Origin of the sequence: Thalassotalea sp. HSM 43 (assembly GCF_004752005.1) — a bacterium.
GTDB lineage: Bacteria > Pseudomonadota > Gammaproteobacteria > Enterobacterales > Alteromonadaceae > Thalassotalea_A.
The window spans coordinates 3954398-3972519 of sequence record NZ_CP038493.1; the positions used below are offsets into that span (position 1 = coordinate 3954398).

General features: G+C 43.3%; 14 protein-coding genes. 5 read left to right on the plus strand and 9 right to left on the minus strand.

Annotated elements, in window-relative coordinates; all coding sequences use genetic code 11:
* Window position 1: 1 nt before the first annotated feature.
* The 9 genes from E2K93_RS17395 to bioB all read right to left on the minus strand — a co-directional run bounded on the left by E2K93_RS17395 (window position 2) and on the right by bioB (window position 10040).
* Window positions 2-943, minus strand: coding sequence for a DUF58 domain-containing protein (locus E2K93_RS17395; RefSeq protein ID WP_228445397.1), 942 nt, complete (start codon window positions 941-943; stop codon window positions 2-4).
* Window positions 944-954: 11 nt separating this feature from the next.
* Entirely contained in the window at window positions 955-1923 is a 969-nt protein-coding gene (locus E2K93_RS17400; protein ID WP_135440303.1) for an AAA family ATPase, read from the minus strand.
* Window positions 1924-2123: 200 nt separating this feature from the next.
* Window positions 2124-4376 carry a multiheme c-type cytochrome gene (locus E2K93_RS17405; RefSeq protein ID WP_135440304.1) on the minus strand — a complete coding sequence of 751 codons (2253 nt, stop codon included), beginning with the start codon at window positions 4374-4376 and terminating at the stop codon, window positions 2124-2126.
* Window positions 4377-4502: 126 nt separating this feature from the next.
* Window positions 4503-5732 (minus strand): sodium/glutamate symporter, encoded by a 1230-nt coding sequence (gene gltS, locus E2K93_RS17410; protein ID WP_228445399.1) that lies wholly within the window; start codon window positions 5730-5732, stop codon window positions 4503-4505.
* Window positions 5733-5954: 222 nt separating this feature from the next.
* Entirely contained in the window at window positions 5955-6104 is a 150-nt protein-coding gene (locus tag E2K93_RS17730) for a hypothetical protein (protein WP_189637810.1), read from the minus strand.
* 156 nt (window positions 6105-6260) lie between these two features.
* On the minus strand, window positions 6261-6977 hold the full coding sequence (gene bioD, locus E2K93_RS17415) for a dethiobiotin synthase (RefSeq protein WP_135440305.1): 717 nt from the start codon (window positions 6975-6977) through the stop codon (window positions 6261-6263).
* A 56-nt stretch (window positions 6978-7033) separates the two neighbouring features.
* A complete protein-coding gene (gene bioC, locus E2K93_RS17420) occupies window positions 7034-7828 on the minus strand; it encodes a malonyl-ACP O-methyltransferase BioC (protein WP_135440306.1) in 795 nt (264 codons plus the stop codon).
* Window positions 7813-8982, minus strand: coding sequence for an aminotransferase class I/II-fold pyridoxal phosphate-dependent enzyme (locus E2K93_RS17425; RefSeq protein ID WP_135440307.1), 1170 nt, complete (start codon window positions 8980-8982; stop codon window positions 7813-7815). Before E2K93_RS17425 ends, bioC begins: the two co-directional genes overlap by 16 nt.
* A 2-nt stretch (window positions 8983-8984) precedes the next feature.
* Window positions 8985-10040, minus strand: a complete 1056-nt coding sequence (gene bioB / locus E2K93_RS17430) for a biotin synthase BioB (RefSeq protein ID WP_135440308.1) — start codon at window positions 10038-10040, stop codon at window positions 8985-8987.
* Between the two features lie 171 nt (window positions 10041-10211).
* On the opposite strand from bioB, the gene bioA reads away from it, so the two are divergent.
* From bioA to E2K93_RS17455, 5 genes are all read left to right on the plus strand, one after another.
* Window positions 10212-11531: an adenosylmethionine--8-amino-7-oxononanoate transaminase gene (gene bioA, locus E2K93_RS17435; RefSeq protein ID WP_135440309.1), complete on the plus strand. Its 1320-nt coding sequence runs from the start codon at window positions 10212-10214 to the stop codon at window positions 11529-11531.
* A gap of 158 nt (window positions 11532-11689) precedes the next feature.
* Window positions 11690-13090: an asparagine--tRNA ligase gene (asnS, locus tag E2K93_RS17440; RefSeq protein ID WP_135440310.1), complete on the plus strand. Its 1401-nt coding sequence runs from the start codon at window positions 11690-11692 to the stop codon at window positions 13088-13090.
* 288 nt (window positions 13091-13378) lie between these two features.
* Complete coding sequence (locus E2K93_RS17445) at window positions 13379-14701, plus strand: efflux RND transporter periplasmic adaptor subunit (RefSeq protein WP_135440311.1); 1323 nt, start codon at window positions 13379-13381, stop codon at window positions 14699-14701.
* Between the two features lie 47 nt (window positions 14702-14748).
* Window positions 14749-15432: an ABC transporter ATP-binding protein gene (locus E2K93_RS17450; protein WP_135440312.1), complete on the plus strand. Its 684-nt coding sequence runs from the start codon at window positions 14749-14751 to the stop codon at window positions 15430-15432.
* An 18-nt stretch (window positions 15433-15450) separates the two neighbouring features.
* Window positions 15451-17934, plus strand: coding sequence for an ABC transporter permease (locus E2K93_RS17455; RefSeq protein ID WP_135440313.1), 2484 nt, complete (start codon window positions 15451-15453; stop codon window positions 17932-17934).
* The last annotated feature ends 188 nt before the right edge of the window (window positions 17935-18122 follow it).

Genomic DNA, 18122 nt, shown 5'->3' on the forward strand with positions numbered 1-18122 from the left:
GTTATTGTCCCCCGAGTGCCTTATACAATTGCTTTTCAGCGGGTTGCAAGGTGTCAATCGAAATCAAAGGAATGCGGTATTTGCGCGCGAACAGACTGTAAGCATTCAGTTGTTGTTGCAAACTCGCTTTGTATTTATGTTGTATCTGTTTATCCATGCTGGAAAACTGTATTTGTTTTTCGCCATCACTGACCACCATTTGCGACATACTAGGTAATTGTTGCTCTAAGTGGTCACTGATATGGCAATAGATGATTTCGTTATGCTGGCGTATGGATTTAACCCGTCTTTCTGCACTGTCGCTCCAACCGTAGCCGTCGCCGATAAAAACCACCAGTGCATTTTGACCACAGACTTGACTGAGTTTCGCTAACATGTGATCAAATGATTGCTGAGGTTCGACTCTGGACTTACCGACTTTAAGTTCGTTATTGCGTTTCACCACGCTAGATAACAAATTAACCACGTGCGCTCTTCCCCGTTTAGCGGGAATAAAACTTTGCTTATTGTCGTTATAAACAATGGCACCAACACGATCTCCAGAATCAACCACACGCCAGGCAAACAACGCAGCTATTTCTGCCGCTATTACCGATTTCATTTTTCCAGTACTACCAAAAAACATCGAACTGCGTTGGTCAATTGCCAAATAGACATTACGTTCGCGTTCTTCGGTATAAACTTTTATGTGCGGCTTGCCGGTACGACGAGTGACTTTCCAATCCATAGAGCGAATATCATCTCCTGGCCGATAATGCCGTAGCTCTTCAAAATTTAAGCCTCTACCGCGCAATTTTGAGGCATTGTGACCAGCTAAGACGCTGTTGACCGGTTGCTGTGGTAGCAACGAGAAGCCTTTGGCGAGGTATTGCATTCGCCGCAATTGCTCAATGCTGGTATAGATGTTTTCTTCTGCAATCGATTGCGGGATTTTAGAAGTCACGGTAATAACCTCTAGGCAACAGACACTTGATTAAGGATTTCATCGATCACCTTGTCGGCGCTGATGCCATCGGCCATGGCGTCGTAACTTAAACTCAAGCGATGACGTAAAACAGAATGGACGATACTGCGCACATCATCGGGGTCAACAAACTCTTTGCCTTTTAACCATGCATGGGCCCTTGCCGCTTTATCTAAGGCAATACTGGCGCGAGGACTGGAGCCGACTTGGATCCAACTGGCTAATGGTGAGTCTTGATAGCGTTGCGGTTTTCTTGTCGCCATAATAATGGCTACGATATAATCGACCATGGCATCGCTCATGTGAATGTTATGGATTTGTTCTCTGGCTTTAAATATATGCTCGGGGTTTATGGTGGTTGCTGTATCGTTGGTGCTGCTTTCTTCTGAACGAACCAGCTTAATAATTTGCGCCTCGGCTTCGTCATCAGGGTATTCGAGATTGATCTTCATGATGAAGCGATCCATTTGCGCTTCCGGCAACGGATAGGTACCTTCTTGCTCTATCGGGTTTTGTGTGGCTAATACCATAAACAAGTCAGGTAATTTATAGGTCTTACCTGCCACCGTAATTTGTCTTTCCTCCATGGCTTCTAACAAGGCTGCTTGCACTTTTGCAGGTGAGCGGTTTATTTCATCCGCTAACAATAAGTTATTGAATACCGGCCCTTTCTGAAAGGTCAAAACCGGTTTGCCATCCACTTCTTGATATACTTCAGTACCGGTCACATCAGACGGCAATAAATCAGGGGTAAATTGTACCCGCCCTAATGTTACCGTTAAGGTATTGGCGAGGCTTTTAATAGAGCGCGTTTTCGCTGTACCCGGTAATCCCTCTAATAAGACATTACCATTGGTTAATAATGCTAATAGTAATGCGTCAACTACATGTTCTTGACCAATAACGGACTGCTGAATTTGTCGCTTAAGCTCTAGTATCGCTTGGTAACTGTCTGACATGAAAGGGCCTCATTCTTGTTAGAGTTCAACATAACGTATCGCCTGTGATGGATAGCAAACTGTTGTAGCCGTCATTTACGACGTTACAACACTATTAAGAATAGATAGATAATAGACAAAGCAAGGCTGAGTTCGCTAAAAAAACATAAATACGTTCAAAAATTGCGTTTTTATAAAGAGTTTTATGCGATTAAATGGTGTTACTGCGCATTCAGTCTTTGCTGTAATTGCTCAATAACTTGTTGTGGCGCGTATTGCGCTAGCTCTTCAATACATTGCCCGGCAGCAAATGCTTTGTAACGAATTTGCATATCGCACAACGCATACAGATGCTCTGGATTGCGACTGTTTAAAAACGCTTGCCGCAGCATGTTCTGTGCACGTTTGATGTCGGTTTGCTCCAAACTTAAACCATATACGTACAGGTATTGACCATTGTTAGGTTCTCGTTCGACCGCCATTTGAAAATATTGATTGGCTTTGGCTTTTTGTTGCGCTCGTATATTGGCCAGTCCAAGGTTATAGGGTATCTCAGCATTGCGTGGCACCGCTGCAAGCCCTTGCTCTAACACCTCTATCGACTTTTGATGTGCGCCATTTGGATTTTGGCGACGATATAATTCAGCTAAGTTAATGTAGGATCCGGCAAAAACAGGTTCTTGCTTAATGCCCGCCAAAAACATCTGCTCAGACTTTTCCATATCGCCTTGATAACTATATACGGTGCCCAAATTTGAATAAGCAAAACCGCGATCACGATTATATTCTTGCAGGGTAATGTAGTCATCAAGTGCTGGGGTCATTTGTTGTCGTTGATCATTGGATAATTGCGACCAAAAACGTACCAAACTGTAGGCGGCTTCAGCGCGCACTGCTAGTACCTTGTCGTCTAATAATGGCGCAATGATTCGCCACAGCTTATTTAACTCAAGTCCAGCGGCACCGCGAATGGCACCAAACCGAATGTTACTATCCGGATCTTTTACCCCTCGCGCAATGGCTATCATGGTATTGGTATTATTAAAGGCTGCCATACGCTCGAGTGCGGAGGCACGAATGATGTTGGCATTTTGTTTATTTTGCGACACATGAGACAAGGCATCTGCCGCTTGCGGCATGCCTACATCCGCGGCAGCAAATACCGGGGCAAAGTGGCGTTCACTGGTGATGGCAGAATTGGGGTACCAATTATTGACCTGCTCTAACGACCATTGACTGTTTTTATCGTCATGACAACCAAGACAGGTATCTTTGACGCCGAGGTTTACGGCAAAGTCTGGTCTTGGGATGTGCCAACCGTGATCCCGTCTGGGGTCGATTTGCATATAGGTGGTCTCTGCCATGTGGCAATTTACACACTGGCTACCAGCGCTGTCCTCAGGGTGTTTGTGATGCGCGGTATCATTGTATGTTTGAGATTCATGACACTGCAGACATACAACGTCTTGCGGCATTATCAGCTTAGCGCTATGGGGATCGTGACAATTACTGCACACCACACCTTTTGCACTCATCTTACTTTGTAAAAATGAACCATAGACATAGTTTTCATCATATATCTGCCCATCAGGGTAATATAACGCAGCGTTAATTAAACTTAGGATATAACGTTGCCCCAGCTCTTTATTACTAACATGGTCTTCACCGCTGATTTGTACATGACGACTATGACATTGCGCGCAAACTAGGGTTTGTTGTGTTTCATTAATCGATTTTGGTTGTAAGGTGCTAACGTTATCCTGTTTTATCCACTCACTTACCGATTTGACAACCGTGCGATCAAAGCCTTTTAATGGCGTATTTTTATCTCGCGTTTTGCTCCAGGTAATATGTTCGCTAGCTGGACCGTGGCAGGCTTCACAACCAACGTTTATTTCATCGAATGTGGTGTTATAGGTATTTGTTTTTGCGTCAAAGTTCTTTTTTACATTGGTTGAGTGGCAATCGGCACACATGTAATTCCAATTTTGCCCGGTATTGGTCCAAAAAAACTCTTCTCGATGATCGGTAAATTGTGGATATAGGTGAAACCAACGTTGACCGCCGGCAGATTTGTCTCTTGCATCCCATGCAAATGGAATGAGTTGTACCCGGCCATCGTCAAATTCAACCATGTATTGCTGTAATGGGTGAATGCCAAAGGTGTATTTGATCTGATAGTCGTGAAACTTACCATCCGCGCCTTCGATATGAACCCAATATTGCTGCTCACGTTTGAAGAAGCGATTTTCCTTGCCATTAAAGCGTAGCGTGGCATCGTTAAAATCACCCAGCACCGCATCGGGTTTGGCATGGCGCATGGCAAGATCATGATGAGACCCTTTCCAGGCTTTGGTTTGCTGTTCATGACAGGTTGCACATTGCTGGGTGCCAACGTAGTCGGCAGCCTGAGTAGCTGGTGATAAAAACAACCACAAGGCACATAAACTATGCGCCACACTTCTACCCGTCATATACATAGCACTCCAGTGAACATCATTGGTTCGAGAAACTACACACTTCTCGATTTATTTTAATAAGATACGCTAACTATCTTAATTTTATACCATTTTTAAACAATCAGGAAAATCTCCAAGCCGTTAAAAACTACTCAAAAAGAACGGTATGATAAGTGCGTTGGCTAAGTCGATAAAGAACGCACAGACCAAAGGAACAACGATAAAGGCCAGCGTTGATGTACCGTAACGTTTCGATACGGCGGACATATTTGCCATTGCCGTTGGCGTAGAGCCCAGCGAAATACCGCCAAAACCAGAACATATCACCGCGGCATCATAGTTTTTGCCCATCACCTTAAAGACAATAAAGATATTGATTAAAATCGCCACCACAAATTGTGCCAATAAAATCGACATGATTGGACCGGCTAAGTCGACCAATGCCCACAATTGCATACTCATTAACGACATCGCTAAGAAGGTACCTAATGACATGTCAGCAATTAATTGAATGGCCGGTGAACGACTCGGCCATTCAAGACCACTAATACGAGGGTATTTCTTCGGCATAATGTTAGTCACAATAATACCGGCAAATAAACAGGTAACAAATAACGGTAACTGCAAGCCCGCTTGCTCGATAACCTCATTTAGAATAATACCTAAGAAAGCACAAATATGAATGGCCAATATGGCATCAAGAAAGGCATGAGAATCGATAGTATTATTGTGCTTTGCATCATCGTCGCTACTAAGCGAAGTATCTTCTTCATTTGGGGTTAAATTGTGTTTTTTAATTAGGTATTTAGCAATCGGACCACCCATCAAGCTTGCCAAAATCAAACCGAATGTAGCACATGCAATACCTATTTCCATGGCGCTTTCTACGCCATAATCTGAGGCAATTCTTGGTGACCAAGCGATGGCCGTACCGTGACCACCGATTAACGACACACTGCCGCCTAGCACACCAACCGCTGAGTCCATATCAAATAGCCTCGCAATGGTAATACCGGTGAGGTTTTGCACAAAGATATAACCAACCGTTACGGTTAACAGAATCAGCAAAGGTATGCCGCCTTTAAGCAAATCTCTGAGGTTGGCGTTAATGCCTATGGTCGTGAAGAAGTAGACCAGCAATACATCTCTGGAATATAGGTCAAAGGTTACTTCGATATCCGCTATTAAATAGACTAAGGTAAAAATAACCGAAAATAGAATACCGCCAGTAACCGGCTCTGGAATACTAAATTCGCGTAGAAAGCCAACTTTTTGGTTTAAGCGTTTACCAACAAATAACACCAATATGCCAAAGCTAACAGCATGAAAACCATTAAATGCTAATATGCCGTCGATAAATTCAATACCCATCCAAGTGCTCCACTCCAAGAGATTCGTTAACCCTTTAATTTGTAGATGAATTTGTCGCTAAGGGCAACTAAATACGAGATAAACATGGTAATAACAACAGCGCTTGGTGATTTACAACATCGCTGCATTTGCATTGGAACAGGTAGGTAGAAAGAAAGATGACGGGATATTTATAACAACAACGTTAGCAAGATAGATAACCTTGCGCGGCTAGGTGTCAGGTTAATCGGTATATAGACTGACACCGGCAGCAGCAAATACAAGGGCAAGACTGATATCGTTTGGGCTGGTCGTATACAAGGATACGCAACCTAAAATAACAATGATCTTACTGATTAAATGGACTTTGTTTTTAAACATGGTTAGCTTCATTTTAATACTCCGCAGAAATTCGTAACGGATATGTAAAGCTATTGTAATCAAAACGCCTGATGATAAATATGACTAATTTGTAACATCAAACCTAGCAACTGCCTTTGAAATTGGCAGCTGTGCGGCTTTAAGCTCGCTTTTAAATTGGCTTTAGCGCTAGCTGTTTTTGACATTCAAAGAGCTTGTGTCGACTCTCAAATCGAGTAACTCATATTGAATACAGTTTACCGCGTCTGCTACGTTTTCTACGTAGCCAATATCAGCCAATAAAGGTGCATCAACTAAGCGGGCTAACTCGGCGATATTCTCTTCAATATAGGGCATTGCCGGTTGCGTTAACCGATTTGCTACCCAACCGACAACGTTCAAGCCGTCTGCTTTAATCGCTTGATACGTTAATAACGCATGGTTTAAACAGCCAAGCTTCATGCCAACAACCATAATGACTTGCATATTTTCGGCGATAGCAAAATCGGCCAATGACTCGCCATTGCCGAGTGGTAACCGCCAACCACCAGCCCCTTCGGTAACGATATAATCAGCACGCTTCGACGTTAATGATTGAAAATGCTGTTGGATTTTACTTACTGTGATCGACTCACCAGAACTGGCTGCGGCAATGTGTGGGGCAATAGGCTCTTGATACGCTATGGGATTAATGGACTGTATGCTCTGCCCCATATTGGCGGCATAAAATAAACTCTTGGCATCGCCATTAACAAGCTCACCATTAACACGCTCACAGCCAGCAGATACGGGTTTAAATGCCTGAACCTTTTTCTGGCGCTGCACTAAGCCTTGGATCAATGCCGTGGCAAACAACGTCTTGCCGGCATCCGTGTCGGTTGCGGTAATAAAAAACTTTTGATTCATCGCTTACTACTCTTTAAGCCCTATGGTTTAGGGCTAAGTGTTTGAAGGCTTTTGTTTTAAGCTTTACTGGTTAACGGTTTGGTTAAGTGAGCTAAACATAACTGGTAGGTCGCGACAATACTGCTATTATCGACACATATCGCTTCATAAGCGTTGACCATATTTAGCCATGCATGTCGACCTGATAAACCTTTACGAGATTTATCGGCGACGTGATTGGCACCTAGCCCTTTTAATTCACACGCCAAATGTTTAACGCTGTGATAATCGAGTCGCAAAGGATGTTGAACCAGTGAATTGACGCTAAAACAGCTATTGTTTATGTCAGATTCGATATGTTCTAAGCTTTTAAAGTCATTGACATGCTTATCGCAATCGACAACCGACCAGGCTTGTTTAAGTTCATTCAAGGTACCATCAAGCAAGGTGGTAAAAATAAATCGGCCACCAGGCTTAAGTACCCTATGCACTTCTTCAAGCAACGCCGCAAAATTGCTGCTCCATTGCACCGCTAAATTTGAGTAAACCACATCGACGCTGTGATCATCAAATGGCAAATGGTGCATATCAGCATGAAACCAACGTATACGTTCATCGCGATGTTGGCGCGCGAACTCTAACATGTCTTCCGATAAATCAACGGCGAAAACCGCGTCAAATTTCTGCACCATTATATGGCTAAAGAAGCCTGTACCTGAGCCTAAATCAACAACAGTTAATTGCTCTTCTTCCGGCAGAAAAGACAAGATTTGTTGGCCACTGTAACGCTGTAATCGCGCAGAACTATCGTAAGAATTACTCGATTTACCAAACGAACGAGCGATTTTTGAATTTTTTACTTTGTCAGGCATGAACCCAACACCTCATTTATATGTTTTGCTAACTCATTGATATCATTATCATTATGGTTTGCGTTAATGGTTACGCGTAACCTTGACTTGCCGTTTTCGACGGTTGGTGGGCGGATTGCTTTAACAAAAAAACCTCGCTCCAATAACGCTTGTTGACAGTAAAGTGCGTTTTCTTCACTACCGCATAATACACCAATAATGGCGCTATCACTGTCGGTGAGTGTAATGTCTGAATCTAGTTTTTGTTTAAAGTCGCGTGTTAATTGCTGCAACTTTTCTCGTCGCCAATGTTGTGACTGACAAATCTCGATACTTTTTAATGTCGCTGCGGCTAATGCAGCTGGCATTGCGGTTGAGTAAATATACTCGCGGCTATGATTGGTGACAAAGTCGATAACGTCTTCGCTTGCAACCAAAGCCGCACCTTGAGTGCCCAATGCTTTGCCAAAGGTAATAACCTCGATAACATCGGCTGTTTTGTTCACGCCTAAATGATTTAATGTACCACTACCTTGTGGACCTAACACACCGATACCGTGCGCATCATCAACATATACGTTGGCGCCATGTTGTTGACATAACGCTGTGATCTCCGTACATGGTGCGATGTCACCATCCATACTGTATACCCCTTCAACAACAACGGTTTTGCTGTCGGCTGTGGAGCGGCTAAGTAAGGTTTGCAATCGTTCGATATCATTGTGTAAAAAGCGCTTACTTTGCGCTTTTGACAAGAAGGCACCATCAATTAACGACGCATGACTTAATTTATCAAGAAAATAATCACATTGTGGCTGACCGAGTGCATGCAACACACCGCTATTGGCTGCGAAACCGCTGTTGAACAGCAACGCCTTAGGATGCCCTAACCAATCTGCGATACGTTCTTGCAGCTGTGCGTGAATCGACGAAAAACCACTGATCAAACTGGCGGAGCCAGAACCGCTACCGTGGCTATTAACAACATCAATAAACGCTTGTTTAACGTCACTGTTGCTGGCAATGCCAAGGTAATCGTTACTGCTAAAATTAAGTAAGGCTTGATCATCAATCGTGATCAATCGACCTACATTATTAGCAACGGTCGTTGTTTGTCGATAACGCCCTTGTTTGTGCAATTGCAGTAAGGCATTTTCTATAAAATGAAACGCCATAATTAGCCTGCGTTGTAAAACAAGTCCTTGTTTTTCTGATCAACAATGGCGGTATGAATATCCATTTCTTGCTGCGCTTGCTCAGCTTCGGTACTTGCTTGTACGCGTTCGGTGTTAATACCAAGTTTCTTAAACAACGCCATATCACTGTCGGCTTCAGGGTTACCCGTGGTAAGCAACTTGCAACCATAAAAGATTGAATTAGCACCAGCCATAAAACACATGGCTTGCATTTGTTCATTCATCGCTTCGCGACCTGCCGATAGACGTACATGGGATTTTGGCATCATAATACGCGCGACGGCGATACAACGGATAAAATCGAAATGATCTAAGTCATCAACGTCCGCTAGTGGCGTGCCTTCGATTTTTACTAACATATTAATTGGTACACTGTCAGGGTGTTTTTCTAAGTTTGCTAATTGCATCAATAACGAGGCGCGATCAACCGCGTTTTCGCCTAGACCAACAATACCACCACTACACACTTTCATGCCGCTGTTACGAACGTTGTCGAGGGTATCAAGTCGGTCTTGATAGGTTCTGGTGGTGATGATTTGGTTATAATGCTCAGGCGAGGTATCCAAGTTATGGTTGTAATAATCTAAACCGGCTTCTTGCAGTGTATCGGCCTGCTCTTTTGATAACATACCTAGCGTCATACAGGTTTCCATACCAAGCTCACGCACACCTTTAACCATGCTAACGATATGTGGCATATCGCGGTTTTTAGGGTTACGCCAACCGGCACCCATACAAAAACGTGTCGAACCTTGCGCTTTCGCTTTTTTCGCTGCTTCTAATACCTTTTCGACTTCCATGAGTTTTTCTTTATCGACATCGGTACTGTAACGCGCGCTTTGGGAACAATATTTACAATCTTCTGGGCAGGCACCGGTTTTTATCGACAACAAGGTACTAACTTGCACTTCATTAGGGTTAAAGTGTTGACGATGAACCGTTTGCGCTTGAAACATTAAATCGTTAAAAGGCATGTCAAACAATGCATTAACTTGAGCAAGCGTCCAGTTGTTGCGAATTTCAGAATGTGTGGACATAGCGGAATGTACCCCTGGGTAATAATTTATCGTTGTGATGCAATGCGCATATTCACGGTATCTAGCGCGTTTAGCTGTGTTTGTTTGAGAATATTGCAATTGCTTTTATAAGGCGCTAGTCTAGCCCTCTTACCTAAGCTGTCAACTATTAAGCTCGGCATTTGTTTACTAATGACTAAAAAATATACAGAATTATTACGTTTTGATCAAAACCATTTGTGGCATCCTTATACATCGATGACGCAACCTTTAGCTTCTTATATGGTAGAAAGTGCCGAAGGCGTCTATCTAACGCTTTGCGGCCAGGGGTTGGATAAACCAACTAAGGTTATCGACGGTATGTCGTCTTGGTGGTCCGTTGTTCACGGTTATAATCACCCGATCATCAATAACGCCATCAAAGCACAAGTTGATAAATTTTCCCACGTTATGTTTGGCGGTTTAACCCATGAAGCTGCTATCGAACTCGGTCAAAAGTTGGTTGACATCACCCCTGACGGACTGGATAAAGTATTTCTCGCCGATAGTGGCTCAGTTGCGGTCGAAGTTGCAATGAAAATGGCGATTCAATATCAGCACAGTTTAGGTAAAGCCAACAAAGCCAAATTCATCACGATTAAGAATGGCTATCATGGCGATACCTTTGCCGCCATGTCCGTGTGCGATCCAGTAAACGGTATGCACCAGTTGTTTAGTGGTTTTATTGCCGAAAACGTGTTTGCCGATGCGCCGCAAATAGGCTTCGACCAACGCTGGGATGACAGTGATATCGCCTCGCTTAAACAACAGTTAGATGAGCATCACGAGTCGATAGCGGCTCTTATACTAGAGCCTGTCGTACAAGGCGCAGGCGGAATGCGCTTTTATCATCCAGAATACCTACGCCAATGCCGCACTTTGTGTGATCAATACGGTATCTTGCTTATTGCCGATGAAATTGCCACCGGATTTGGTAGAACCGGGAAGCTGTTTGCGTGTGAACACGCCAACATTAGCCCGGACATCATGTGTTTAGGCAAAGCCATCACCGGTGGCTATATGACATTGGCCGCGACGCTTTGCAGCGCGGACGTGGCCAACACCATCAGTGAAGGTGATGCCGGTGTGTTTATGCATGGGCCGACCTTTATGGGGAACCCTTTGGCGTGCGCAGCAGCAAATGCCAGTCTAGACCTTCTTATGTCAACGGATTGGCAAACCAAGGTACAACACATTGAAGCGTCATTAAAACAGGCACTATTGCCGTTAAATGATCATGTTAATGTCGCTAATGCTCGGGTATTAGGGGCGATTGGTGTTATTGAAGCCAACTACCCTGTTGATATGGCGATTATTCAACAAAAATTCATTGAACATGGCGTTTGGATAAGACCTTTTGGTAAATTAATATATATCATGCCGCCATTTGTGATCAGTGAGCAACAATTGGCGCAGCTAACCAAGGCGTTATGTCAGGTGATCGATGATGATGCGGTGTTTAACAAAGGCTAACGCAATAAAGCCAGTTAAAATGATGATTTTTACAACAAATTACTAAAAAATCGCGTTATAACGGCAACATTTACTTGAGTTAGTGGCTACCATAGGTAAACTACTCACTCTTAACTAAATTAAACCTATTTTCATAAATTTTTCTAACGAGGTCAATAATGTCAGTTGCTTCAATTACTGATGTGTTAGCGGGTAAATCACCAGTTGGTGAAACCGTTACAGTCCAAGGCTGGATCCGTACTCGTCGTGATTCAAAAGCCGGTATTTCTTTTCTAGCCATTCATGATGGATCGTGTTTCGATCCTATTCAGGCGGTTGTGCCAAATGACCTTGATAATTATGAAAATGAAGTATTAAAGCTAACAACAGGTAGTTCGGTTGAAGTATCGGGTATCTTGGTCGAGTCTCAAGGTAAAGGTCAATCTTTCGAAATCCAAGCAACCGACGTTAAGGTGCTTGGTTTGGTAGATGACCCTGAGACTTACCCAATGGCAGCCAAACGTCATTCGATTGAATTCCTTCGCGAACACGCACACCTCCGTGCCCGTACCAATATTGGTGGCGCAGTAACACGTGTGCGTAACTGTTTAGCACAAGCGATTCACCGCTTTATGCATCAAAAAGGTTACTACTGGATTGCAACGCCGTTAATTACCGGTTCAGATACCGAAGGTGCTGGTGAGATGTTCCGTGTTTCAACGTTAGACATGGAAAACCTACCTCGCGACGAAAAAGGCGCCATCGATTATAAAGAAGACTTTTTTGGTAAAGAAACCTTCTTAACCGTATCAGGGCAACTGAACGTTGAAACCTACGCATGTGCCCTTTCAAAGGTTTACACCTTTGGTCCAACATTCCGTGCGGAAAACTCAAACACCTCTCGTCATTTGGCAGAGTTTTGGATGGTTGAGCCGGAGATCGCGTTTGCCGATCTAAGCGATGCGGCAACATTAGCCGAAGAAATGCTGCGTTATGTCTTTAAAGCGGTACTTGAAGAACGTGCTGATGACATCGCCTTCTTCCAACAACGTGTCGATAAAACCGTGGTTGATCGCTTAAATTCTGTGGTCAACTCTGACTTTGTACGCATGGACTATACCGATGCCATCGATATTTTGCTTAACTCAGGCAAGAAGTTCGAAAACAAAGTTGAATGGGGTGTTGACCTAAACTCTGAGCACGAGCGTTACTTGTCTGAAGAGCACGTTGGCGGTCCAGTGGTATTGCAAAACTACCCGAAAGACATCAAAGCCTTCTACATGCGTTTGAATGACGACGGCAAAACCGTTGCAGCAATGGATGTACTTGCCCCAGGAATTGGTGAAATCATTGGTGGCTCTCAACGTGAAGAACGTTTAGACGTACTTGATGCTCGCCTTGAAGAAATGGGCTTAGATAAAGAAGATTACAGTTGGTACCGCGATTTACGTCGCTACGGCACGGTACCTCATGCTGGTTTTGGTCTTGGTTTTGAACGTTTGGTTGCTTACGCAACTGGTATCAGTAATGTACGTGATACTATCCCGTTCCCTCGCGCGCCAAAAACCGCTGAGTTCTAATTGTTAGTCAGCATAAAAACTAAGGCGGGTTTAACCCGCCTTTTTTGTATCTGTAAATCGGTAGTTCAGCGATTATGAGGCTGTTATACACCACAGCACCTTACAGCACCGCTTTGATCATTCAACCTAAAATTACATTTGGTAAATTTCGCTAACACTTAGTCATATTTGTTAACTGCTTGTAATTGACCTGATTAAAATTCACCCTAGCCATTCTCTCTATCCCTTTAATATCAACAATTTAAAATATTGGCACGTTATCTGCTCTATTGTAAGTAACTACAGCTAATGGTTAGTGAATTATGCCAACAGGCAATCACCAATATTAGTTTTACTCTACAGCTAGAAGTTAATGACATGGATAGAAAAATAGAAAGAAAAGCAAAACCTTGGGGCAAGATTGCCTTCATCGTCCTAACCATCGCCTCAGTTGCGGTGATTTCTAAACTGTATTCGGCGCAAACGTCGGGTAAGTCGCTTGCCATTGAGCAGCAAAATATTACGGTCTCGAAAGTATCGTACGGCACCTTTGAAGACTTTATTCCAATCCGCTCAAAAGTTACCCCGTTAAAAACCGTTTATCTTGACGCGGTCGAAGGTGGTCGCGTTGAGAAAGTGTTGATTGAAGATGGCGCGATGGTCGAGCAAGGTCAAGCCATTGTGCAATTATCAAATACCCAATTGCAGCTTGATGTTATGCGCAATGAAGCCGCGGTTACCGAGCAGCTCAATAACATGCGCAGTATCGAATTGTCGTTAGAGCAAAACAAGCTTAGCCATAAACGCAACTTGATTGAGATTGATTACCAAATAAAACGCCTTACCCGTCAAGTAGAACGTGAACGCGTGGTATTTGAAAAAGGCAGCATTTCTGATAACGCACTGCGTGAGAATGAAGATCTTCTAGAGTACTACATCAATCGTCGTCAAGTGACGCTTGAGAGCCAAAAAACCGACGCGTTAATGCAAGCACAACAATTACAGTTTCTACAAGAGACTGGCCATCGCCTTGAAGAAAGTTTGCGATTTGCGCGAGCCAATATGGACAACCTAAACATGAAAGCACCTGTTGTCGGCAAGCTATCGGGTTTTAACATCGAAGTCGGTCAGTCGATTCAACGCGGTGAGCGCATTGGTCAAATCGACGATCCATCGTCGTTTAAGCTGCAGGCTATGGTTGATGAGTTTTACTTAGAACGTGTTGATTTAGGGCAAATCGCAACCATTACCCGCAATGGCACCAATTATGGCCTGACTATCGCCAAGATTTACCCGCAAGTAAATAATGGGCAGTTCCGTATCGATTTAACCTTTGATGAACATCAACCTAGCGGCATCCGTCGCGGTCAATCTTTGCAAACCAAATTAACCCTTGGTGATCCAAGCCATGTCGCTTTGATCCCTAATGGTGCTTTTTATCAAGATACCGGCGGTTCATGGATATTTGTTGTCAGCCAAGACGGTGAGCACGCGGTTAAACGCGCAGTGAAGTTAGGTCGACGCAACAACCGCTTTATTGAAGTTATTGAAGGACTTGAGGTGGGCGAGCAAGTCATCACCTCTCCTTACTCCAGTTTTATCGACATGAGTCGCTTAAATCTTAAATCTTAAATCTTAATCAAATTAACGAATGACTAAAAATTAAAAGGGATATCAATATGTTACATCTAGAAAACTTAAGCAAACGCTTTCAAACCGAAGACGTAGAAACAACCGCACTAAATAAAATTAACCTAGAAATAAAGCGCGGTGAGTTCGTTGCCATTATGGGACCAAGTGGTTGTGGAAAATCAACGCTACTTAATACCATTGGCATGTTAGATACCGCCAGCGATGGCAGCTATTTCTTTGATGGCGAAGATATTGCCAAGTACTCAGAAAGCTTACTGGCCAATATACGCAAACAACATGTCGGCTTTATTTTTCAAAGTTTTAACTTAATTGATGAATTAAGCGTGCAAGAAAACGTTGAACTTGCCCTGCTTTATCATGACATTTCAAAACAAGAGCGTAAAAAGCGCGTCAGTGAAGTATTGGCGAAAGTCGGTATTGATCATCGTGCCAAACACATGCCGAGTCAGTTATCTGGTGGTCAACAACAACGTGTGGCTGTAGCCAGAGCGGTTGTTGGTGACCAAAGCATCATCCTTGCCGATGAGCCAACCGGTAACCTAGATAGTGAGCACGGTCGTGAAGTGATGGAAATGTTACAACAACTTAATAAAGAAGGTACCACCATCATTATGGTGACTCACTCTCCATCTCATGCGGAATATGCCAGTCGTATCGTTAATTTACTTGATGGCAAGATCCTACCTCAAGAGCTTAAAGCTGTCGTATAACAATAAAGGATTATAACTATGTTATTAACGAATTACTTAACCACCGCATGGCGCAATATGGTCAACAACAAGTTGTTTAGTGCCATCAATGTGTTTGGCTTAGCCATTGGTTTGGCGGCGTGTGTAATGATCATGCTTTACGTTAAACACGAAACCAATTATGACGAGTTTTGGCAAAAAGCAGACCGCATCCATCGCTCGCATATTACCTTTAATATACCGGGTCGAGACCCTATGCATGCCGTGACCTCACCTGGTCCTTTGATTCATGCCTTGAAAAAGGATTTTGCGCAAATAGAACACGCAACCCGTATAGGTAACTGGCGCCCGACAATGAGTTATGGCGACAAAGTATTTATTGAGCAAGCAAAACTGGTCGATGCTGACTTTGTGAATATATTTGACGTTAAAGTGCTTGCGGGTGATATTCGAGCAGCCCTATCGGACAACCACTCTATTGTTTTAAGCGAAACCATGGCGAAAAAATTCTTTGACCAAGAACAAGCCATAGGTAAAGTATTGAGCTTGGATTTCAATCATTTTCAACGTGACTATAAAGTTGCCGCGATTATTGAAGATACCCCAGATAACAGTCAATTGGATTTACCAATATTAGTGTTAATTGATGAAAAAGACTGGCAAGATCAAAACTACATGTTTCATGCCTGGTTCTCTGTCAATGCGCAGCTTTATTTCACCACCAAACAGGCCAGTGATTTAGATACCATCAACGCAGAATACGACACCTTCGCGGATAACAATTTCCCGAAAATGCCTATTGGTGGCGATGATGCTAAAGCGTCTGATTTTCTAAAACTTAGCGCCATGAACATTAAGGATCTGCATTTAAACTCGATTGGTTTTGGTGAAATGCGCCCGCAAGGTAACCAAACCATGGTGGTAACCTTCTCCGCTATTGCTGTGTTGATATTGCTAATCGCCGCCATTAACTTTATGAATCTATCGACAGCGCAAGCAAGTAAGCGAGCTAAAGAAGTGTCTTTAAGAAAGGTTATGGGTGCGTCAAAAACGGATTTGATCCTGCAGTTTTTAGGCGAATCGGTACTGTTAACTTTGTTTGCGTTTACCCTAGCATTCGCGTTAGTTGAGCTTACCCTACCTGTTTACAATGAGGTACTAAATAAAAACCTAGCTCTTGACTACTCGGCGTCGAATTTATTGCGCTTATCTGGTTTGGCATTAGTTGTTGGTGTGCTAAGTGGTTTGTACCCTGCGTTCATATTGTCTAGTTTCCGTCCGGCGAAAGTATTAAAAGCCAATAAGTCTGCTGAAACAAAAGCGTCTTTAAAACTGCGTGCCAGCTTGGTTGTGGTTCAGTTTGCGGTATCTATCGGTTTATTTGTAGCGACTGCTGTGGTCTATTCACAAATGCAATACGCGTTAAAAATGGACGCTGGTTATAACAAAGAAAACGTTATGGTGATGTTCCGTGTTGGTCGCGAGGCTGCCAGTGAAAAACGCGAAGTGCTTATTAATGAACTTGAAAAGCATCCGCAAGTTACCTCGGTAACCTATTCGAATGAAACACCAGGTAACAGCAACGAAAATAACACTATGATGCGTACCCCAGATATTCCTGCTGAAGATGCGCTTATCATTGGCCAACGCGATGTCGGTTATAACTTTTTCGAAACCTATCAAATCAATGTATTAGCCGGTCGCACTTACGACAAAGATCGCAACGATGTTGGTCCTACAACCGAACAATTACGTGAAGGTGAGGCATTCCAAGGCTCCATCGTTGTTAATGAGTCAGCGTTAAAACGTTTAGGTCTTGGCACACCAGAACAAGCCTTAGGTAAAATCTTAATTACCGCTCGAGGTGATGTCGGTGAAGACCTGTACGTTGAACTCGTTGTTATTGGCGTGGTTGAAGACATTCATTTTGATAGTTTACGCTCTACCATTCGCCCTGAAGTTTACCCTCTTTCAGCAAATTTTGGTGGCAGTATCAGTATGCGCTTTAATGGTTCTCCTGAAACGTTAAAAGAAGATGCTAAAGCCCTATGGCAACAACAAGTACCAAGCATTCCATTTGCTTATTCCTTCGTCGAAGACGACATCGCTGAACTGTATCAACAAGAACAAGGTGAAGCGAAATTATTTGCTGCGTTTTCTGGCTTAGCCATCTTTGTAGCCTGTCTTGGTTTATTTGGTTTGGCTAGTTTCACTGCGACGCGTCGTACTAAGGAAATCGGTATTCGTAAGGTTATGGGTGCCAGCGTCTTTGATATAGTCAAAATGTTGGTATTGAGCTTTTCAAAGCCGGTATTTATTGCTTGTCTTGTCGCTTGGCCAATTGCGTTTTACTTGATGGTCGATTGGCTGGAAGTCTTTGTTTATCGTATCGATACCAGCCTTATCATTTTCTTGTGTGCAATCTCAGGTGTGTTTGCCCTGCTTATCGCCTGGGTTACTGTGGCAAGTAATTCAATCAAGGTTGCAAGAGCAAACCCGATCAGTGCCTTACGATACGAGTAACGCCTAACATAAAGGCGTAGGGATCGACTTATTTAGTCGTTCCCTACTAGCCGTTAGCTACTAGTCGTTAGCTACTAGCCGTAATTCGCGCTTAATGTGTTAATCAAGTGTCCGGTTAATAAAAAGTCCCTTATATAAAAGCTTTGGCTACACTATAAGGGACTTTTCTTTGATTGCTTCTACACAAT